The organism is Rhodococcus sp. 14-2483-1-1, from assembly GCF_002259335.1.
Taxonomy (GTDB): Bacteria; Actinomycetota; Actinomycetes; order Mycobacteriales; family Mycobacteriaceae; genus Rhodococcoides.
This window is the reverse complement of the sequence record NZ_NPFX01000022.1, coordinates 258,241-279,087: the sequence shown is the minus strand read 5'-3', so window position 1 is coordinate 279,087 and position 20,847 is coordinate 258,241. Positions and strand designations below refer to the sequence as shown.

The following is a 20,847-nucleotide window of genomic DNA, read 5'->3' as shown; positions in this document are numbered from 1 at the left end:
TCGCTCACACGTAACGGCTTTTCGAGTATCGCAGCCCGTCTTCGCCCTGGGGCACGCACACCGAAATTACTCCACAGTCGAAGGCCGACATCACCACGGTGACGGTTGGTAATCCTTGAGGAAGGAGCCGTACAGATCGTTTCCGAGCTCTCCCTGCACGATGGGGTCGTACACCCGAGCCGCACCGTCCACCAGGTCGAGCGGAGCGTGGAATCCCTCGTCGGCCAGCCTCATCTTGGTGGGGTGCGGGCGCTCGTCGGTGATCCAGCCGGTGTCGACGGCGGTCATCAGAATCCCGCTCTCGAGCATCTCCTTCGCGCTGGTTCGCGTCAGCATGTTCAGCGCGGCCTTCGCCATGTTGGTGTGGGGATGGCCCGGTCCCTTGTATGCGCGGCCGAACTGGCCCTCCATCGCCGAGACGTTGACGACGTACTTGCGTCGCGCATCCGAGGCCTCCATTGCCGGACGCAGACGCGACACGAGAATGAACGGGGCAACGGAATTGCACAGCTGCACTTCGAGCAACTCGACCGGGTCGACCTGCTCGACTGTGTGGATCCAGCTGTTCGTCTCGGCCAGGTCGGGCACCAGACCGCCTGCATCGATAGCGAGCCCACTCTCGATTCGCTCGGCCGTCACCGAGCCCGCGACCATGGCGAGCGAGGCCACGTCGTCTGCACTCAGCACTGCGGCCGGCTGCCCGCCGAGCGCCGTTGCCGGCAGCGAACTCGCGAGCGACGCGGGGTGGGCATCACTGGTCTTGCCGAACGTGATGCGCTCCGGGCCCGCCCCGTCGGCCAAGGCGGCCGGCAGAGGCTCGGCCTCGGCGTCGGCCAGTGCGCTGTACGAACCGGGGGAGCGCTTGACGGTCTGTGCGGCATTGTTGATCAGAATGTCCAGCGGTCCCTCCGCAGCAACCGAATCGGCAAGGGCCACAACCTGAGCCGGATCACGCAAATCGATCCCGACGATACGAAGACGATGCAGCCACTGGTCGCTGTCGTCCATCGCAGCGAATCGCCGAACCGCATCGTTGGGGAAGCGGGTGGTGATGGTCGTGTGTGCACCGTCCCGAAGCAGTCGAAGCGCGATGTACATCCCGATCTTCGCCCGACCTCCGGTCAACAACGCGCGTCGTCCGGACAGGTCCGTCCGCGCGTTGCGCTTACCGCGATTGAGCGCCGCGCACTCCGGGCACAGCTGGTGGTAGAACGAGTCGACATCGGTGTAGCGCTGCTTGCAGATGTAGCACGGGCGAGCCTTGATCAGCGTGCCCGCGATGTCGCCCTCGGCGCGCGAGGTGAGCGAAAGACCCGCAGTCTCGTCGTCGATGCGGTCCGGCGATCCGGTTGCGGTTGCAGCGACGACGGCACGGTCGGCGGCATTGACGGCATTACGTGCGGCGACGCGTCGGGCACGCTTGAGATCTTTGAACATGGCACCGGAGGCACGTTGAACGGCAATGGAATCAGGATGATTCTTGTCCAATTCGGCGGCCTGCTGCAGCACCCGTAGGCACGTCTCCAGATCGGTGGGGTCGATCGAGTCCATCGTCAATCTCCTAGCATCTGCCCGGTCGAGCCGAACGAGGCGAGTGAAGAACGAAAAAGACCCCGATTCCGAAGAATCAGGGTCCGTTTCGTCTGTCTCAACTCAGATCTTTGAAAATCTTTGTCTGCCTACATCTTTCAGACGGTGTCCGAGGGGGGACTTGAACCCCCACGTCCGTTAATAGGACACTAGCACCTCAAGCTAGCGCGTCTGCCATTCCGCCACTCGGACCAGCGCGACTCGTGTCGCACGTTTCAACCTTGCATTCACAACCGGCCGCTGTGCGCTGCGTTAGATTATCCGACGGGTTCCCGATAACCCAAATCCGCACGTCAGTTCATGTCCGAAGGCGTTCGCCGGTGGTGCCCACAGCGGATTCTGGTGGTAGGAACAACGGTGTGCCCAACGAAGTGAGCAACCCCGGACATCGCACCACCGACAACCCCACCGTCGCCGTCGACGAAGTCGTGGATCTGGTCAGTTCCCTCATTCGATTCGATACGTCGAACACAGGAGAACTCGAGACCACGGTCGGCGAGAAGGAATGCGCCGAGTGGGTGGCGAGCAAGCTCGAGGAGGTGGGGTACGAGACCGAGTACGTCGAATCCGGTGCTCCCGGCCGTGGCAACGTGTTCGCCTGGTTGCGCGGAGCGGACTCCTCGCGCGGTGCACTACTGGTCCACGGCCACCTGGACGTCGTACCGGCCGAGCCGGCCGACTGGAGCGTGCACCCGTTCTCCGGCGCCGTCGAGGACGGGTACGTGTGGGGTCGTGGTGCGGTCGACATGAAGGACATGGTCGGTATGGCCCTTGCGCTGGCCCGGCAATTCAAATCGAACGGAACCGTGCCGCCGCGCGACATCCTCTTCGCGTTCCTCGCCGACGAGGAGGCGGGTGGCAAGTACGGATCGCATTGGCTGGTCGACAATCGACCCGACCTGTTCGAGGGCGTCACCGAGGCAGTCGGCGAAGTCGGCGGGTTCTCGCTGACCGTCGCTCGCCCGGACGGCACCGAGAAGCGGCTCTACATGGTCGAGACGGCGGAGAAGAGCCTGGCGTGGATGCGGCTCACCGCCAAGGCCCGCGCCGGCCACGGATCGTTCCTGCACGACGACAACGCCGTGACGTACCTGGCCGAGGCCGTCGCCAAACTCGGCAATCACACGTTTCCGTTGGTCCTCACCGAATCGGTGTCGCAGTTCCTGCACGCGGTCTCCGAGGAGTCCGGCCTCGACTTCGACCCCACCTCGCCGGATATCGACGGCACCCTGCTCAAACTCGGCAGCATCGCGCGCATCGTGGGAGCGACTCTGCGTGACACCGCGAACCCCACGATGCTCTCGGCCGGATACAAGGCCAACGTGATTCCGCAGAGCGCGACGGCGGTAGTGGATTGCCGGGTGCTGCCCGGGCGGCAGGCGGCCTTCGAGAAGGAGGTCGACGAGTTGATCGGCCCCAACGTCGAACGGGAATGGATCACCAAGCTCGAACCCTACGAGACAACCTTCGACGGTGACCTCGTCGACGCGATGAACGAGGCCGTCCTCGCGCACGATCCGAACGGCCGAACTGTTCCGTACATGCTGTCCGGGGGTACCGATGCAAAGGCGTTCGCGCGCATCGGTATTCGCTGCTTCGGCTTCGCTCCGTTGAAGCTGCCACCGGAGCTGGATTTCGCGGCGTTGTTTCACGGCATCGACGAACGAGTACCCGTGGAGTCGTTGGAGTTCGGTACACAGGTACTGGAACACTTCTTGATGCACAGCTGACACGAAAGGAACCATCGTGGCGTACAACCCATACGACTCGCTTCCGGACCTACCGTCCTTCGAGTTGACGTCCGAGGACATCGAGGACGGCCAGGCGTTGGCCGCTCAGCAGGTCAGCGGGATCATGGGAGCCGGTGGGCACGACAACTCTCCGCAGCTGTCCTGGTCCGGCTTCCCCGAGGGAACCAAGAGCTTCGCTGTCACCGTCTACGATCCCGACGCTCCCACTGCGTCCGGATTCTGGCACTGGGCAGTGGCGAACATCCCCGTCGAGACGACGTCACTGGTGTCGGGCGCCGGCGACGACGGCGGCACCGGAGTGCCCAGCACCGCGGTGACACTGAAGAACGACGCGGGCCTGTTCCGCTACATCGGAGCGGCTCCGCCGGCGGGTCACGGACCGCACCGGTACTTCATCGCCGTCCATGCGGTGGACGTCGAGCGACTCGAAGTGGACGAGACGGCCACCCCGGCCTACCTCGGCTTCAATTTGTTCTCGCACGCCATCGGCCGTGCGGTCATCACCGGCACGTACGAGGCCTGACCTCGGCCCTGTCGTGCGCGTTTTGCGTAGCTCCAGCTACGCAAAACGCGCACAAGGGGATCAGGGTCTGTTCGCCGAACCCACGGCGTCGGCGATCGTGTCGAACCCGTTCTGTTCCAGGCGCGCCGACAGTCCCCGGTGAATGCTCTTGATCCACAGCGGGCCGCCGTAGATGAACCCTGTATAGCCCTGCACCAGGGAAGCGCCTGCGGTGATCCGCTCCCAGGCCTGCGCCTCGGTCTCGATTCCCCCGACCGAGATCAACGTCAGCTGCGTACCCACTCGGCGGTAGAGATGACGCAGCACCTCGAGTGACCGCTCTGCCAGCGGTGCGCCGGACAGGCCTCCAGCTCCCATTCCGGCAACCATTTCCGCATCGCTGCGCAGGCCTGCGCGCGAGATCGTCGTATTGGTGGCCACGATGCCGTCGAGACCGAGTTCGATGGCTAGGTCGGCCACGGCGTCGATATCCTCGTCGGAGAGGTCAGGGGCAATTTTGACCAGCACCGGCACGGACACCACCGACTGCACCGCCGCCAGGATCGGTCGCAGTGATTCGACGGCCTGCAGGTCACGGAGCCCCGGGGTGTTGGGAGAGCTCACGTTGACCACGACGAAATCCGCCAGCGGCCCCAGCGAACGAGCGCTGGCGGTGTAGTCCGCAGCAGCATCGGCGGGTTCCACGATCTTCGTCTTGCCGATGTTGGCACCGATCGGGATGCGGGTGCGCCTCGAGCGCAATCGCTGAGCGGCATGTTCTGCACCGTGGTTGTTGAAACCCATGCGGTTGACGATGGCGCGATCGAGGGGCAACCGAAACAGTCGAGGGGTCGGATTACCGGGCTGGCCCTGCGCTGTCACGGTGCCGATCTCGGCGAACCCGAATCCGATGGGTTCCCAGGAATCGATGCCGTCGGCGTTCTTGTCGAAGCCGGCCGCGAGACCGAGCGGAGCTGGGAAGTCGACGCCGAACACCGTCGAGCGCAGGCGCGGGTCGTCGGCCACGAACAACTTCCCGGCCAGATGGCGCAGCGGCGGTACGACAGCCACCGCGCGGAGTACACCGAACGCCAGGTGGTGAATCCGTTCCGGTGGCACGAGGAACATCAGGCGCAACAGCGCGCGGTACAGACGGTCTCCCACGGTCTTCTTTCCGATCGATCCGGCTCGGTAGACATGTTGAGGTAGAACTTCCACTGCGGTCGAACAGTACTGCTGTGACGATCAGATTCCGGGCTCCGGGATGTGATGCGCAGTCTTCTTCCGCTTGAGCAGAACACGCCGGCTGCCGTCGGTGTACAGCCGAACCCGCGACAGTTCCCAGCCGCCGAACTCCGCTTGGATCGCCAGCCTCATCGACGCCGTGACCCGAGTGACGTCCGGGGGCAGCCGCAGCGGCACGTACTCCCAATCGTCGGATGGGGACACTTCCCATCCGATGGGCATCTTGGCTCGGCCCGGTGTCGAACTCTCGTGTGCGTTCACGTGCCTCCTTGACGACCCGCGGAAGGGATGCGCTGCAGCCCGTCGCCGGTTGCCGATCCGATGTACAGGTCGCCGGTGTTGTCGTCGACGGCAATCGAGTCAGGCTGCCGCACGGTGGCCAACCGCTCGGTCTCGACGGGAATTCCGGTATCGAGTGTGTATCCGACCACTTCGTTGAGGGCGGGCAGTGTCACCCACGCGACGCCGGACTGTTCATCGTAGGCGATAGCCCAGGGCTTCGACCCGACCGGAAACCGTTGCCGCATGAGCAGGTCGTGCGAGGTGAAGACGAGCAACTCCGTGCCGGTCGAATCGGTGACCAGAAGCCGCCCGAATTCGTCGCTGGTCATTTCCGCAGCACCTTCGCCGGCCCGCAGAGCCACTCCGAGGGTGCCGTCGTCCAGATTCAGATCGGTCACCGACGTCTGTCTGCGATCGAGAACCGAGACGCCCTTCGGCGTACTGGCCAGCGCATCGGCAGAGGTGACACTGCCCCCGGAGACCGTCCGGGTCACCTGTCCGCTCGCGTCCAGGACGCGGATCGTGCCGGTGTCGTCGCCGACGGCAGTGGTGCCGTCGGGCAGGTCGGCAGCCGACAGGGCACTCGATTCGACGGCCAGATCGGTGCGCTGCCCGTCAGCGACGTCGATCCTTGCCACCGAACCGTTCAGTGGAACCAGGACGGTCGAATCCCGACCGGCAACCAGTTCTGCTCCGACAGAGCCCAGGTCGATCACACGCGTCTGTGCCGCCGCGTCGGTGCCGACCAGACTCACCGAAGTCGATGAGTCGGTCAGCGCAACGAGCGTCCGGGTGACAGGATCGAAGGTGAGCGCGCTGACGGGCGCAAAGTCGGTGACGATTCCGGCAGGAGTCACAGCCGTTGCGGGGGATTGGGCCGGTGGCAGCGGTTCGACCGATATCTCGTCGGAATTCTCGTCGTCGCTCGAACACCCGCTCACCGACAACACTGTGACCACGGCGAGTGCGGATGCAACTGCCGCTCGAACCGTACGAGCCGACGGTGTTCGCATGGAACCGAACCTACTTCCTTGGTGGCACTGCCCTGTTGTGGCGATGCCACATCTGTACCAGCGTGCGACGATCCCGGTGAAATCGACCGTGCCGGATCGGGTGTCCCCGGCCGTGCCGGGCGAGGCGGTAGCGTGATCGTCCGAGGTGAGTACACGACATGGGAGTGGACGTGGAATCCGAAGAAGCACACTTCGTCGTCGAAGAAGTGAATGCCGGAACGCATGCGAACGGTTTCGGGCACACCGACGACGGTCGGGCGTTCGCGTTCAGAGTGCACCGCAGCACGCTGTACGTGGAGATCTACCGAGCCGACGTACGATCCCCGGTGCCGGATCGGTCCGAGGTCGAAGCGGTTTCCGAACACTCGGTCACCGAGATCGATCTGACCGACGAACGCAGCATCATCGGCGTCGTGCGTGACGCGGTTGCACATGCACAGCAGCTGTCCGATGCGTCACAGCGAGACACGACGGCAGTCCGAGCCTTCTTCAATCGGGTCAACTCCGTGCTCGAGGGTTTCTGACTCGACGGGGAACGACGAGTTGTTCACCGGTGTCGGGGTGATCGAAGACGTCGACGGGGTGTCCGTACACGCGAGCGAGCAGCTCCGAGGTCAGTACCTGTCGCGGCGGACCGACGGCAACGAGTGAACCCGAGTCGAGTATCGCAACGCGATCGGCGTACGCCGCTGCGAGACCCAGATCGTGCAACACGACGACGACGGCGCGGCCCGCGGCTGCGAGGGAGCGCACCACAGCCATGACGGACTCCTGATGTCCGAGGTCGAGCGCAGCGGTGGGCTCGTCGAGCATGATCGTCGCGGTGTCCTGCGCGATCACCCGTGCCAGCGCAACCCGAGCCTGTTCACCCCCGGACAACGACGCGAACGGCCGACGTGCAAAGCCCGAGACGTCGCATGCAGCCATCGCGGATCGGACACGAGCATCGTCGTTGCGAGCCTCGGCCGTTCCCACCCAGGGGGCACGGCCCATCCGGACTATCTGTTCGGCCGTGAACGCGAATCCGACAGTGTGGTGCTGCGGCAGCACCGCGCGTCTTCTGGCCAGATCGAGGGACCGGTACGGCTGGGTTCCGAGTGGGGTCGGTGATTGCGACGCCACCACCACCGATCCGGTGCCGGGCTCGGTGTCACCCGACAGGACGGAGAGCAGCGTCGACTTTCCCGCGCCGTTGGGTCCTACGAGCGCCAGAATCTCGCCGGCGACGACGTCGAGGTGGACGTCGTCGAGCACCGTTCTCTCGCCCAGCTGCGCGCTGACTCCGCGAGCGACGATCGTGTTCGAGCCCGTCGTCGGGGCAGTAGGGATGTCGTTGCGAACCCGGCCGAATCGCCGCATCATGCCCAACCGCCTTGCCGAGCGCGAGTGCGACGAAGCAGCCAGAAGAAGAACGGCGCCCCGGCCAGGGAGGTCACCATGCCAAGGGGGAGGTCGACGTTCGCGACGAGGGTGCGCGTGACGAGGTCGGCAGCGAGCAACACGATGGCTCCCGCGAGCGCGCTGGCCGGAATGAGGACGCGATGCGATGGGCCGAGCACCATCCGCATCGCATGCGGAACGACCAGGCCCACGAACAGGATTATTCCGGTGAACGCGACACCGGATGCGACGAGCAGGGCGACGATCACGATGGCGAATTGTCTGAGACGTTCGACGTTCACTCCGAGATGACGCGCCACGTTCTCCCCGAGCGCCAACAGATCGAGTCGGCGAGCGATCACCAGCGAGGCTGCGATCCCGAGTACCGCCAGTGGGGCGACCACAGCCACCGACTGCCACGTTGCGCCCGCCAAGGACCCCAGTTGCCAGAACACGATCTGATCCCTGGCAGCGGGACTGGCGACGAAGGTGAAGAACGCGATCATACCGCCTGCGAAGGCATTGACTGCGACGCCGGTGAGGATGAGGGTCACCACCTCGGTGCGGCCGGCGTTGCGCGCCAGGAAATACACCGCGATCGTGGTGATCAGCCCGCCGACGAACGCGGCCAGAGCCACGCTCCAGACCCCGGCGAAGCTACCACCGAGGACGATGACCGAACTGGCACCGACGGCTGCCCCAGAGGACACTCCCACAACGCCTGGCTCGGCCAGAGGATTCGCGAACACACCCTGCAGCAGTGCGCCCGCGCACCCGAGACACGCGCCGACGAACACTGCGAGGGTCAATCGAGGAAATCGGACCTGCCATAACGTCACCTCGCCGCTGGGGTGAGCGGGCATCGGACCGATGTCGAGACCGGCCCGATGGGCGAGGCTTCCCAGCACTTCCAACGGCGACGTCGGCACTTGCCCGACGACGGCAGAGATCAGCGCCAGGGCAACCAACGCCACGACCGATACGCCGAACGTCACGACGACCCGGCGTGTGTCCGTTCGCGCCCCGATCGGTGATGCCTCGGTCATGACGGCGGGTCGTACACGGCTGCGGACAGTGCTCGCAGCACCTTGCCGGTGTTCGGGCCGAAACTGAGAATGGTGCCGTCATCCATGTCCACCACGCGGCGTTCTCGACCGGCCGGGGTCTGTGCGATTCCTGGAATCTGCTCGAGTCCCTCGATGCCGCCGATCGACTGCAGTCCTTTTGTCATCATCAGGATGACGTCGGGTGCCGCGGCGATGAGTGCCTCGCTCGTCACCGGTACGAATTGTTCGGTCAGACCGGATTGGACACCCGCGTCCGTCGCCCCGAGCGCCTCGATCAGTGCGTCGGCTCCCGAGCCGGGTCCGGCGAGCATCTTGATCGCCGGACCACGCATGTACAGAAACGCGATCTTCAGCGGTACGTCCGATGTCGGGGTGTCGTCGGCAGCTTCGTCGATCTCGGCGTTCGCACGTTCGGCGAGCGCGCGGCCGGCGTCGGGTACCCCGAGTGCGGCGGCGACGGCTTCGATCTGGTCGGCGACCCCGGTCAACGTTCGGGTCGGGTCGAAGTACACGACGGGGATGCCCGCGGCTCGGATCTGGTCCTGCACTGCGCGCGGACCGATGCTGGTGTCGGTGAGTACGACGGTGGGCGAGAGCGCCAGGATTCCCTCGGCGCTCAACGAGTGGCCGGTGGGAGTGACATCAGGCACGTCCTGTGCCGCCGGAAACGCTGCCGATGTGTCGCGTCCGACCAGTTTGTCACCGAGCCCCAGCGCGAAGACCGTCTCGGCCAACGTGCCGTACTGGTCGGCAGCGACTATGCGGCTGTTGTCGGTCACCGTGACGGCGACGCCGTCGAATCCGGTCACGGTGGCGGGTAGCACCGCCGCCGGGTTCTCGGCGACCGGTTCCGGATTCGGGTCTTCGACGACGGCGGTGCGGGGGCCGAATGTGCCGGTGGGCCCGGCGTCGGGCGTGGGCACCGAGCAGGCGGCCGACAGTGCGGCGACGACAAGCACGGCCGCTAGGCGTTCGACGATCACCACCGAAGGTTAGCCTGTCCGATGTTTCTGGTCGCCCCGAAGTTTCTCGGCGAGAACGACTCGACCGATCAGGCGCTGACGTCGTCCAGGGCGGACGCAATGGCCGCCGGCAGTTCGAGTTCTTCGGCCATCAATGCGCCCATCAGCTGGGCAAGATCGCGGGCACCCACGATAGCGCTGCTCACACCCGGACGATCCCGAGCCCATGCGAGCGCCACGACGAGGGGAGAGGTCGCGAGCCCGTCGGCAGCGGTGACGGCAGCGTCGACGATGCTGACAGCAGAATCGGTCAGGTAGGACAGCACGGATTCGGCGTGCAACTCGTCGGCACCGCGCGAGTCTGCAGGAATTCCGTTGCGGTACTTGCCCGTCAGCACGCCGCCCGCGAGGGGAATTGCGGCCAGGACGCCGATGCCGTGGTGATGTGCTGCGGGAACCAACTCGTCCTCGATCCCGCGGGCAAGCAGGGAGTATTCCGCCTGCGTGGCCACGATCCGACCGGTATCGGCTGCTCCCGCTGCCGTTGCCAACTGCCAGCCGAGGTAGCCGCGGGCACCGGTGTAGCGCACCCGTCCGCTGGTGACGGCATAGTCGAGCGTCGCCGCGACCTCGTCGACAGGCGTCATCGGGTCCCAGGCCGCGACCTGCCACAAGTCGAGATAGTCCGTTCCGAGCTCTCGCAGCGTGGCATCCAGCTGTCCGAGGAGACCACGTCGTGAGCAGTCGACGTCGTACCGGCCGTGGCGCGGGTTCAGTCCCGCTGCACTGCTGATCACCAGTTCGTGCCGGGGGACCACGTCGTCGAGCAACTCGGCGAGTACTCGCTGCGCACGACCGTCCCCGTACGCCGGTGACGTATCGACCAGGGTGCCGCCGGCCTCGGCGAACGCCGACAGCTGTGCTGCGGCATCGTCACCGTCGGTTCCGCTGCCCCAGCCGAGGGTGCCGAGGCCGAGTCTGGAGACTCGGAGTCCGCTGGTGCCGACCGATCTCTGCTTCATATGTGCCGAATGTCCTTTTACGTGTGATCGTCGGTGTCCAACTGCACTGCCGCCAGTGCACAGTAGTGCGCCCGGCCGCTGTCTGTGAATGTGCCGCGCCGCGTCGCTCGGCTCGGTACGAACCTGCCTCGCCGGGTACGGTCGTGCCCGTGAATCGCGAATTCAGGGGGCGTGCCGTCGGCCGCGCAACGGTAACGAACAGTCCATCCGCTTCCGTAACGGAGATGTCGATGTCGGAGGGGGGTGCCGCATGATCGACATGACGTGGCTGCAGGCGATCATTCTCGGTGCAGTGCAGGGCCTGACGGAATTCCTACCTATTTCGTCGTCGGGCCACCTCCGCATCGTGTCCGGAGTGTTCTGGAACGAGGACGCGGGTGCCTCGTTCACCGCCGTGACTCAGCTCGGCACCGAAGCTGCTGTGCTGCTGTTCTTCTGGCGCGACATCGTCAGGATCGTCAAAGCCTGGTTCGTCGGACTGTCGAAGAAGGACGAACGCGGTCTCGATTACCGGATGGGCTGGTACGTGATCATCGCCACCATTCCCATCGGCGTTCTCGGATTGCTGTTCAAGGATCAGATCCGAACCGGTGCCCGCAACCTGTATCTCATCGCGTTCATGCTCATCGCGTTCGCCATCGTCATCGCGGTCGCGGAGAAGGTCGGTCGCAAGGAACGCGCGATCGAGAAGTTGACCACCCGCGACGGCATCGTGATGGGTCTGGCGCAGTGTCTGGCGTTGATTCCCGGAGTGTCTCGCTCCGGCGCGACGACCAGCGCCGGCCTGTTCCTCGGCCTCGAACGCGAGGCAGCAGTGCGATTCTCGTTTCTACTCGCCATTCCGGCGGTGACCGCCTCCGGATTGTTCTCGCTGCCCGACGCCTTCGAACCGGTCGGCACGGGACTGGCCGCGTCCGGCCCACAATTGCTGGTGGCAACCGTCATCGCCTTCGGCCTCGGCTATGCCTCGATTGCCTGGCTGCTCAAATTCGTCGCGAACCATTCGCTGTACTGGTTCGTCGGATACCGCATCGTGCTCGGCGTCGTGGTGCTCGGTTTGCTGGCCGGCGGGGTCGTATCGGCTACCTGAGCCCCACTAGGCTCAGAGCAATGACAGTCATCTTGCTTCGGCACGGCCGCTCGACTTCGAATACCGCGGGCACTCTCGCAGGTCGCAGTGCCGGCATCGAACTCGACGACCGTGGGCGCGAGCAGGCGCAGGCGGTCGCGGACCGCCTCGGTGAGCTTCCGGTCGCCGAGATCGTCCGTTCGCCGTTGCTCCGGTGTGAGCAGACAGTGGAGCCCTTGGCGGCCAGGCTCGGCATGTCGCCGGTGGTCGAGGACCGTCTGGTGGAAGTGGACTACGGACAATGGACCGGCCGGACGATCAAGGAATTACTGGCAGAGCCCCTGTGGAAGGTGGTTCAGCAGCATCCATCGGCAGCTGTGTTTCCCGACGGCGAAGGCCTGGCGACGGTGCAGCAGCGCGCGGTGCAGGCCGTGCGCGAGCACGACGCCCGGTTGGCCGCGCAGCACGGCCGGGACGTGCTGTGGGTGGCATGCTCACACGGCGATGTCATCAAGTCGGTGCTGTCGGACGCGATGGGTGCCCACCTGGACTCCTTTCAGCGCATCGTCGCCGACCCGGCGTCGATCAGTGTCGTTCGATACACCTCGACGCGGCCGTTCGTTCTGCGGACCAACGACACCGGGTCCGATCTCAGTGCATTCGTGCCGAAAGCCGAGGAGCCCGACACGTCGGAATCGGACAATTCGAGCTCTTCCGACGCGGTAGTCGGCGGTGGAGCCGGCAGCTGAGGCGGGCGATTCGGCACCGAAGCCCCCATCGGTGGCAGGCTGGAGAGCAAGCAATACCGTCCGTGGTCGATCTGTGGCCGATAATGAAGGTTCCGCGATGTGCCACGCGGAGCTGTTCGAGTCGTTAGGAGGTGCAATGCCGCGCGCAATACACGTTTTTCGCACCCCTGATCGTTTCGTTGCCGGGACCGTTGGTGAACCGGGCGACCGAACGTTCTTTCTGCAAGCGGTGCACGACGCACGAGTGGTGTCGGTCGCGCTGGAAAAGCAGCAGGTTCAGGTCCTGGCCGACCGGGTGGGACTTCTGCTCGAGGAAGTGCACCGCAGATTCGGAGCCGATGTGCCGGCCGAGGAAACGGACACGGTGGACACCAGCCCGCTTCTGACACCGATCGACACCGAATTTCGTGTCGGCACGATGGGACTCGGCTGGGACGCCGATGCCAACGCAGTCGTGGTGGAACTGCTTGCTGTCAGTGAGGTCGAGGTGGACGAATCCGTCGTACTCGACGACACCGACGAAGGCCCCGACGCAGTCCGAGTGTTCCTGACTCCGGTTCAGGCTCGCGAATTCGCGGTCCGATCCGAGCGCGTGATCGCAGCGGGCCGCGCGCCGTGCCCGTTGTGCGGACAGCCGTTGGCACCCGAGGGACACGTCTGCATCAGAACCAACGGATATCGCCGCGGTGCGACGTTCGGACCGGTGACCGAGGTCGACGAGTCTTGACCGTCGACCTGCCTCCGTTCGAGGGCCGCGAAACGATGGAGACCGGCGAGCTCACGATCGTTGGGCGGGTGGTCTCGGCCAGCAACGCCACGCTGGTGTGCGAAGCGGGCGAGGGCGATTCGTCTGTCCGATGCGTCTACAAGCCCGTTCGCGGGGAGGTGCCGCTCTGGGACTTCCCCGACGGCACTCTCGCGGGCCGCGAAGTGGCGTCCTACGAGATATCCGAGTCGCTCGGCTGGGGTGTGATACCGCCGACCGTTCTGCGCGACGGGCCGTTCGGGCCCGGAATGGTGCAGAAGTGGATCGACACACCCGAGGTTCACGCCGAAGGAAGGGTCGACCTCGTCGACATCTGTCGACCCGATCTGGTACCCGCAGGATGGATTCCGGTGCTGCAGGCGTACGACGGCGAGGGAGAAGAGATCGCGCTGATCCACGCCGACGATCCGCGTCTGCAGCGGATGGCAGTCCTCGACGTGATCCTCAACAACGCCGACCGGAAGGGCGGACACGCGCTCGAAGGTCTCGACGGATACGTGTACGGGGTCGATCACGGCATCTGCCTGCACGCCGAGAACAAGTTGCGCACGGTGCTGTGGGGATGGGCCGGCCAGGCGGTGGACGACGCGTTGATGAACGACGTCGTTCGGTTCGTCGAGACCTTCGACGCCGTCACCGCCCCGCGTCTGGTGGACAAGATCACACTGACCGAAACCATCGCGGTTCTCGATCGGGCACAGGAGCTCATCGCACGCCCGGTCATGCCGGAGCCTCGTTCGAGCAGACCCATACCGTGGCCCGCCTTCTGATCGGGCTCGGATAGGCTCGGCTGCATGCATTCTTGGTCCAGCCCGGAGATCCCGACAATCCCAGGACAGGGTCCAGCGCTTCGATTGTTCGACACCGCCGACCGCCAGGTCCGTCCCGTCACCCCGGGTTCGACCGCCCGCATGTACGTCTGCGGCATCACCCCGTACGACGCCACCCATCTGGGACACGCAGCGACCTACCTGACGTTCGACCTGATCAACCGGTTGTGGCGGGATGCCGGTGTCGACGTGCACTACGTGCAGAACGTCACCGATGTCGACGATCCGCTGTTCGAGCGTGCCGACCGCGACGGTGAGGACTGGCGCGACCTGGGGGCACGCGAGATCGAGCTCTTCCGCGCCGACATGGAAGCTCTGCGGGTGATCCCTCCTCGCGACTACATCGGGGCCGTCGAGTCCGTCGACGAGGTCGTCGAACTGGTGGAGAAGTTGGTTGCGTCCAAGGCCGCCTACGTCGTCGACGACGCCGAGTACCCCGACGTGTACTTCCGCGCCGACGCCACCGAGCAATTCGGCTACGAGTCCGGATACGACCGCCCCACGATGGACACGTTCTTCGCCGAGCGCGGTGGCGATCCAGATCGCGCAGGCAAGCGAAATTCACTCGACGCATTGTTGTGGCGCGCGGTGCGTCCCGGCGAACCGTCGTGGCCGTCGCCGTGGGGCCCCGGCCGACCGGGTTGGCACATCGAGTGTGCCGCAATCGCACTCAATCGCATCGGAACCGGCTTCGACATCCAGGGCGGCGGAAGCGATCTCATCTTCCCGCACCACGAATTCTCCGCGGCCCACGCCGAGGCCGCGACCGGTGATCCCCGCTTCGCCCGCCACTACGTGCACACGGGAATGATCGGGCTGGACGGCGAGAAGATGTCCAAGAGCCGCGGCAACCTGGTGTTCGTCTCCAAGCTCCGCGCCGAGAACGTCGATCCGGCCGCTGTGCGTCTCGGGCTGTTGGCGGGTCACTACCGGCAGGATCGACCGTGGTCCGACGAGGTCCTCGAACGGGCTCACACCCGGCTCGCGCTGTGGCGTCGGGCAGCGGCGCTCGAGGCGGCGGCGTCGGCCGACGACGTGATCAACCGGCTCCGGCAGCACCTGGCCGACGACCTCGACACACCCAAGGCGCTCGACGCTCTCGACGCGTGGGCTAGTTTTGCAGTCGAGCGGGGTGGATCGGATGCAGGTGCACCCGGTGCCTTCGCCGATGCCGTCGACGCGCTGCTCGGAGTGCCGCTGCGTTAGTTCGCGGGCCCCAGGCGTAGATCCGCCAGCAGATCCGGGATCAGTCGTTCTTCCATGACCGCACGACCCGAATCACGGAGTGCGGCAGCCAGTTCCGGGTCCCACGGACTGTCCGTGGGATGTCCCTTCAGTGGTTCCGAATTCCGCGCATCCAGTCCGTGCCGGTAGGAATCGACATCCATTCGCCACGGTGACGCGCCGTATCGATCCACGGCTCGTTTCACCATGTGCAGTCCGGCCCAGTCGAAGTCGGCACGCCACTGGATTACGGTGTCGGGAGCGCGCGAAGCCAGCAGCCGATGCACCGCGGCCGACGGCTGGCCGTCGGTGCAGATCACGCTTGCGCTGCTCGAGCCGAGAGTTCGGGCTGCAGCAGCGAGCACAGCGATGTTCTCGCAGACGAACACTCTCGACGAGCTGTTCGTGAGCGGGCCACGCGCGAGCATGTCCACGGTGACGGGAAAAGGCACGCCCTCGTCCGCTGCGTCGTTGAGCCAACGAGCCACCGTGTGGTTCTCGTCGACGCGGTAGCCGAGAACCAGGACCCGACTCGACAGTGCGTCGACCGACACCCCGGCCGTCTCCCACAGCGCCCTGATGCCCACCGGGTCGACGGGTCGAGGCACGTTCTCGCACAACGACAGTGCGTCGAGGACGAGCTTCGCGGCTCCTCCGCCCGCGAGGGCCTTGGTATCACCGGTGGCCAGTTCCGCCAGCTCGGTGAGCGACATCCCGTCCACCGGAAGCAGGGCCAGGACCTGCGTTGCCACCGCCAGTGCATCGACGGCGACGCGGCCGCCGAGCGTGCCGTCCTGATTGAGCAACGATGCGATCCAGTACTCGATCCACTCGCGATCGGTACCACCGCCGAGTACCTCCCTGGCTCGATCCAGAGCGTCCGCCCGCATCTGAGCCTTGTCCGCAGCGATGCGCTTCTTGTCCTGCAACGGGGCCTGCTCGGTGAGAGTGTCGATCAATCCGGCGCCACCATTGAGCGGATGGCGCAGCCACGCGTCGAACCGCTCGAGGTCGAGCTTGGTGCTCCGCGCCCGAGAATGCAGACTGGAGTTGGACCGAGAGATGGCGCTGCACAGACGCCACAACTCCGGGGCATCGCTCAGATCGACGGTGATGTTGCCACCGACCCGAAGCCAGTTGGACTCCAACTTCTTTCGCGCAGCATCCAGCAGCGCAGACAATTCCGCGCTGCCCCGCCATTCGCCGTTACTGGACAAACTCCAGCCCGCCTTCGGTTCGGGTCGGCACACGGCGCGTCAACGGTGATCCGAGTGCGGCCGCGAGGTCGGTGCCGTCGTGTTCGGCGAACAGTTCGCCGTTCTCCCACACCAGAAGCGCTGCACTGACGGTGTTCTCGGCCGTCGAATGCGCCAGGTCGTAGTGCGCGCAACCGGGGACGTCCGCGTAGGTGATCCACAGGTCGTAGCCGGTCATGAACAGGTCGAGGTCGAATTGCACACTCAGGCCCAACAATTCGCTGCGGCCGTTGTCGTCGACACCGGCGAACGCCTCGTCGAGAGCGAGCAGACGAGGGGAGTGCGGATCGGCGGAAGACAGCATCACGTGCGCTGCCGCGAACAGCGGCAGGTGCAGCGACACAGATTGCTCGCCGCCGGAGAGCGCACTGTGCCGGGCGACGGTCAGGCGATCCTCGTTTCCGTCCCCACTGATGAGCGTGAAGGCGAACACCCGCCAACGGCGATAGTCCAGTGTCGCAGAAAGGATCTCGGGGTACGACCGTTCCGGATGTGCGGCACGGGCAATCCTGATCTCCGACGCGAAGTGGGCGCGCATCGCGGCCAGGTCGTCCTGGTTCAGCGCCGAGGCGTCGCGGTCCAGCAGTTTGGACACCGCCCGCGCCCCGTCGTCGAGGTTGTCCGCGAGCACCCAGTGCACGCCGATCGTGTTGCCCGAGGACATCCGGCGTTGCTTCATCTCGGCGGACATCTGAGCGATCAGCTCGCGGGCGTCGACAGTGCGCTCGTGGATCTGCTGCGCCAGACCGGTCAGCAGGGCATCCTCGAGAATCCGGCGCTCCTGCTCGGTCAGCAACAGTTCCTGGTCGGCCCTGGCCGAACCGATTCGGTCGGCGAAGTCTCCGACCGACGAATAGCCCTGCTCGTCCTGCACTCGTACCACCGTCAAACCGTCCGGCGCATCCCACTGCAGACGGTAGTCCTGACCCGATGCGGCCAGTTGCGAGTCGAACTCCTGCAGCGCACTCGTCAGCGCCGTTCGGGTCGACTTCCGGCTCGAGTCACTCACTTTCACCGACGCCGTCGCCGCGTCGAGTGCCGAATGCAACGCGCTCACCACCGGTGGAAGCACCGGATCGACGTCGTCCGGGCCGTCGGCCTGCTGAACTCGATACAGGATCTGTTCGACCGTCAGCCACGCCGAGTCACTGGCCGGCCACGCGTACGTCTCGTGGACGCCGAGGATGGCGAGCAGATCCTTGCGGGCGTACGGCGCGAGCCGCACCGCATCGGTCAGGGTTTCGGTGACCGCGGCGCGCAGGGTTTCGAGTGCCGTGTTGCAGGCACCCTCGGCCTTGCCGATCGCTTCGCCGGCTTCCTTGTCCGCTTTTCGGGCTGCCCGCTGCTCGACGCGGCATTTCTCGATGCGTTCGCGTGCGTTCTCGAGATCGGTGTCGATCTGTTCGGCGGTAGCACCGAGCTTCTCGCTCAGGAGCTCGAGGCGTTGTACCTGTTGCCGGTAGTTCTCGTCGGCTATCGCGGCTTCCTCGGCGAGCTCCTCGGCCAGACCGGTCGCTTCCTCGAGGCGGTTGGTGGCTTCGCGGGCCCGCTCGCTCTCGCGCGTGTGGTCGCTGCGCTTGCGGATGACCACCGCGCCCTGGTGCTCGAAATGGCGAATCGCTGCGGCAAGGGCATCGACATCACGTCCGATGTGAGGGGTGCGATGGGCGACGGCGACGGTGCGCAGTTGCTTCTCCTTCGCGGACAGATCCGCGATCGCCTGATCGAATTCGCGGTCGGCGGCTACGGAACCATCCTTCGAGGTGCGCAGCGCTCCAGCGGCGGCCGTGACGGCGCGTTGTGCCTTCACGATGGACGAGACACGGGGGAGTTGTTTGGCGGCCGCACCCAGAGCCTGCACCCGCTCGCGTGCCGCCAGCTCGTCGGCCGTCGCGGTCTCGAGCGCAGCCGTTGCCGTATCGATCGCGCTGCCGAGTTCGGCGATGCGCTGCTCCCGCCGGCGAGCCCGCGCCGTGGCACCGATGTACTCGGCGTCCGGTTTCGCGTGTCGACCCCGCTGCACACCCTGCCAGTATCGGCCGTCGACACTTACCGCGACAGCGCCGCCCGATCGATCGTTCGGCTCCTGCTGCAATGCAACGGATTCGAGCAGATCCAGGACTCGGGACGCCGGTACGGCCGTTCCGGGTTCCGGTTCCAGAACGGACGCCAACGTTGCCCCGGAAGGCCTCGAGGCCTCCGGTAGCGGCACCAGATACTGCTCCGAGTCTGCGTCGGCGGGGAAGTCCGCGGTCGGGTGGATCCAACCGTCGAGCACATTGGCGGCCTGCAACGCGGATTCGATCCCCGCCGCGTCGGCAGGGGACACCGCGTCGGAAAATCGAACCAGCTGCCACAGCGGTGCGCCCGAGATATCTGCACGGCTGTCGGTCCGCGCAGCGAACGGCGGCGGGGCGTCGTCGTGTTCGGCTCGAACCAGAGACAGTTCGTCGCGCAGCGCATTCAGTTCGGCCGAGCGCGTGGACACGTCGACGCGTGCCTGTGCCTGCCGGGCACGAATTGCGTCGATACCGTCTGCGGTCTGCTCGGCGAGCACCGATTCCAGGCTCGGGGCGTCGTCGTCACCGATGCCTGCCAACGCCGCGTCGAGGGCGTCGAACACAGCGGAGGTGATGCCCGCGGAGGAGTAAAGCGCCGAGTTGTTCGACCACCAGGTCCGCAGTCCCGAAGCGAACTGCGCCTTCTCGAGATCCACGGTCGCCTCGGCCTCGGTGACCGCTGCCGCCGCTGCCTCCAGCAAGTCGCGCGCCTTCGTTGCAGCCTTCTCCGCGCGAGCACGTTCCGTGGACGCCTTCTCGACGGTTGCCAGCGCCTCACGAACCGCGCGTACGTCACCGTCCCGCTCCTCGGCGTGCCCTCGAAGAGCGGTACTGATCTGGTCACTGCGAGCCGTACCCGGCAGCGGTGTCCACACGATGCCCGCGTCCTCGGCTGCAGTCTGCAGCTCTTCCTCCGCGCGGGTCACCCCGGAGACGGAATCCCGGAGTGCGGCGTCCGCTCGAGCGGCCTCGGCGGTGCGCTGTTCCAGTTCTGCTTGCGCTTTGCGTGCCCGGTCGGCCTGCTGCGCCGTCGACACTTCCAGCTTTGCCGCAGATTCGGCCAGGTCGTCCAGTTGCTGCTTGCCCTCGTACGCGCTCGAGCGCTGCAGTGTTTCGCGGTCTGCGACGGCCTGATCCAGTGCACGCTCGGCCTCGTCGAATCGAGTTTCGGCTGCCGCCCGCTCCACCAGTCGACGGTCCTTCAGCGCCGACGCCGCGAAGTGCGCAGTGGTCGCGTGGGTTACGGTCTCGAGCCGGCGCGAGACTTGCTCGACATCCGAACGAGTTTGCACCCGAAGGTATTTGGAATAGACCGACACGAAGTTCCTGGCTGCCTGGTCGGCTTGAGCCAGCCCCTCCAGCGCACGTCCCACTTCCTCCATGTCACTGAAGGATCGTGCGGCCTCGAGCACCAGTTGCTCGTCGAGAGGACGCAGACCATCGGTCAGCGCCTGGGACAGTCCCTTCGGATCGAGATTCTTGGCCAACTGCGGACGGCGAAGTGTCAGAATCAGATTGATCAACTGGTCATAACGTTGCGCGCCGAGCCCGAACATCCGGGCATCGATCGCGGCGCGGTAGTCGACCGGACGATCGGTGATGGCGTCGCTGCCGAGTTGTTCGGCCAACTGCTTCTTCGTCAACGGCCGGTCGTCGGAGCCCAACAACGAGAAGTCGACGCCCACTCGGCCGTCGGCCACGAAGTACCAACGAGTCACCTTGTCGTTCTGACGGCTGGCCCGCATGCCGATGCCGACGGTCACCGATTCGGGGTCCGCACGCGAGCCGCGGCCGAACTCCATCCACACGTACGAGTGAGCACTTTCCTGCCCTCGGTAGAGCAGGTTGGACTTCATGGTTCGCTCTTCACCGGCGAACGGATTGAGTCGGCGCGGTTCGATGCGACCATCGAGGACGAAAGGAAACAATACTTCGAGCGCTTTGGTCTTGCCGGATCCGTTGGGCCCACGCAGCACCAGTCGACCGTCGGCGAAGGAGAACTCCTGATCGCGGTAGTCCCACAGGTTGACGATCCCTGCTCGTGTCGGCCGAAAACGTGTCGAGTGTGCGGTCATCTAC

General features: G+C 65.6%; 18 protein-coding genes and 1 tRNA gene. 8 read left to right on the top strand and 11 right to left on the bottom strand.

Annotated elements, in window-relative coordinates:
* Window positions 1–90 precede the first annotated feature (90 nt).
* Together CH294_RS22210 and CH294_RS22205 are read right to left on the bottom strand one after the other, a co-directional pair.
* Window positions 91–1,551: an SDR family NAD(P)-dependent oxidoreductase gene (locus tag CH294_RS22210; protein ID WP_032403402.1), complete on the bottom strand. Its 1,461-nt coding sequence runs from the start codon at window positions 1,549–1,551 to the stop codon at window positions 91–93.
* A 145-nt stretch (window positions 1,552–1,696) separates the two neighbouring features.
* Window positions 1,697–1,782: transfer RNA gene (locus CH294_RS22205), tRNA-Leu, on the bottom strand.
* A gap of 179 nt (window positions 1,783–1,961) precedes the next feature.
* On the opposite strand from CH294_RS22205, the gene CH294_RS22200 reads away from it, so the two are divergent.
* Together CH294_RS22200 and CH294_RS22195 are read left to right on the top strand one after the other, a co-directional pair.
* Entirely contained in the window at window positions 1,962–3,320 is a 1,359-nt protein-coding gene (locus CH294_RS22200) for a M20/M25/M40 family metallo-hydrolase (protein ID WP_094739088.1), read from the top strand.
* Window positions 3,321–3,336: 16 nt separating this feature from the next.
* Entirely contained in the window at window positions 3,337–3,864 is a 528-nt protein-coding gene (locus CH294_RS22195) for a YbhB/YbcL family Raf kinase inhibitor-like protein (protein WP_094739087.1), read from the top strand.
* Between the two features lie 60 nt (window positions 3,865–3,924).
* Here CH294_RS22195 and CH294_RS22190 read toward each other — a convergent pair whose 3' ends face one another.
* The 3 genes from CH294_RS22190 to CH294_RS22180 form a co-directional block, all read right to left on the bottom strand.
* Complete coding sequence (locus tag CH294_RS22190; RefSeq protein ID WP_094739183.1) at window positions 3,925–4,995, bottom strand: quinone-dependent dihydroorotate dehydrogenase; 1,071 nt, start codon at window positions 4,993–4,995, stop codon at window positions 3,925–3,927.
* Between the two features lie 93 nt (window positions 4,996–5,088).
* Window positions 5,089–5,310 carry a DUF5703 family protein gene (locus CH294_RS22185; protein WP_032403404.1) on the bottom strand — a complete coding sequence of 74 codons (222 nt, stop codon included), beginning with the start codon at window positions 5,308–5,310 and terminating at the stop codon, window positions 5,089–5,091.
* Window positions 5,311–5,345: 35 nt separating this feature from the next.
* Window positions 5,346–6,383 (bottom strand): hypothetical protein, encoded by a 1,038-nt coding sequence (locus CH294_RS22180; RefSeq protein ID WP_094739086.1) that lies wholly within the window; start codon window positions 6,381–6,383, stop codon window positions 5,346–5,348.
* 158 nt (window positions 6,384–6,541) lie between these two features.
* On the opposite strand from CH294_RS22180, the gene CH294_RS22175 reads away from it, so the two are divergent.
* Window positions 6,542–6,907 (top strand): hypothetical protein, encoded by a 366-nt coding sequence (locus CH294_RS22175; RefSeq protein ID WP_032377866.1) that lies wholly within the window; start codon window positions 6,542–6,544, stop codon window positions 6,905–6,907.
* Here the strand turns inward: CH294_RS22175 and CH294_RS22170 are convergent.
* The 4 genes from CH294_RS22170 to CH294_RS22155 all read right to left on the bottom strand — a co-directional run bounded on the left by CH294_RS22170 (window position 6,882) and on the right by CH294_RS22155 (window position 10,814).
* On the bottom strand, window positions 6,882–7,745 hold the full coding sequence (locus tag CH294_RS22170) for a heme ABC transporter ATP-binding protein (protein WP_094739085.1): 864 nt from the start codon (window positions 7,743–7,745) through the stop codon (window positions 6,882–6,884). The two genes, CH294_RS22175 and CH294_RS22170, sit on opposite strands and share 26 nt — an antisense overlap.
* The gene (locus CH294_RS22165) at window positions 7,742–8,809 is read right to left on the bottom strand and encodes an iron ABC transporter permease (protein ID WP_094739084.1); all 1,068 of its coding nucleotides are present in this window, start codon (window positions 8,807–8,809) and stop codon (window positions 7,742–7,744) included. Before CH294_RS22165 ends, CH294_RS22170 begins: the two co-directional genes overlap by 4 nt.
* Window positions 8,806–9,753, bottom strand: coding sequence for an ABC transporter substrate-binding protein (locus tag CH294_RS22160; protein WP_230592512.1), 948 nt, complete (start codon window positions 9,751–9,753; stop codon window positions 8,806–8,808). The genes CH294_RS22165 and CH294_RS22160 overlap by 4 nt, the downstream gene beginning before the upstream one ends.
* A 128-nt stretch (window positions 9,754–9,881) precedes the next feature.
* On the bottom strand, window positions 9,882–10,814 hold the full coding sequence (locus CH294_RS22155) for an aldo/keto reductase (protein WP_032403407.1): 933 nt from the start codon (window positions 10,812–10,814) through the stop codon (window positions 9,882–9,884).
* A gap of 250 nt (window positions 10,815–11,064) precedes the next feature.
* On the opposite strand from CH294_RS22155, the gene CH294_RS22150 reads away from it, so the two are divergent.
* The 5 genes from CH294_RS22150 (at window position 11,065) to mshC (ending at window position 15,434) form a co-directional block, all read left to right on the top strand.
* Window positions 11,065–11,904: an undecaprenyl-diphosphate phosphatase gene (locus CH294_RS22150; RefSeq protein ID WP_094739083.1), complete on the top strand. Its 840-nt coding sequence runs from the start codon at window positions 11,065–11,067 to the stop codon at window positions 11,902–11,904.
* 20 nt (window positions 11,905–11,924) lie between these two features.
* Window positions 11,925–12,632, top strand: coding sequence for a histidine phosphatase family protein (locus CH294_RS22145; RefSeq protein WP_032403408.1), 708 nt, complete (start codon window positions 11,925–11,927; stop codon window positions 12,630–12,632).
* 136 nt (window positions 12,633–12,768) lie between these two features.
* Window positions 12,769–13,359, top strand: a complete 591-nt coding sequence (locus tag CH294_RS22140; protein WP_032378488.1) for a DUF3090 domain-containing protein — start codon at window positions 12,769–12,771, stop codon at window positions 13,357–13,359.
* A gap of 35 nt (window positions 13,360–13,394) precedes the next feature.
* On the top strand, window positions 13,395–14,168 hold the full coding sequence (locus CH294_RS22135; RefSeq protein WP_170944826.1) for an SCO1664 family protein: 774 nt from the start codon (window positions 13,395–13,397) through the stop codon (window positions 14,166–14,168).
* Between the two features lie 24 nt (window positions 14,169–14,192).
* Entirely contained in the window at window positions 14,193–15,434 is a 1,242-nt protein-coding gene (gene mshC, locus CH294_RS22130; RefSeq protein ID WP_032403410.1) for a cysteine--1-D-myo-inosityl 2-amino-2-deoxy-alpha-D-glucopyranoside ligase, read from the top strand.
* On the opposite strand, the gene CH294_RS22125 is transcribed toward mshC, so the two are convergent.
* Window positions 15,431–16,669, bottom strand: a complete 1,239-nt coding sequence (locus CH294_RS22125) for a DUF2399 domain-containing protein (protein ID WP_094739181.1) — start codon at window positions 16,667–16,669, stop codon at window positions 15,431–15,433. The two genes, mshC and CH294_RS22125, sit on opposite strands and share 4 nt — an antisense overlap.
* Window positions 16,659–20,843, bottom strand: a complete 4,185-nt coding sequence (locus tag CH294_RS22120; protein ID WP_094739082.1) for a TIGR02680 family protein — start codon at window positions 20,841–20,843, stop codon at window positions 16,659–16,661. The genes CH294_RS22125 and CH294_RS22120 overlap by 11 nt, the downstream gene beginning before the upstream one ends.
* Between the last annotated feature and the right edge of the window lie 4 nt (window positions 20,844–20,847).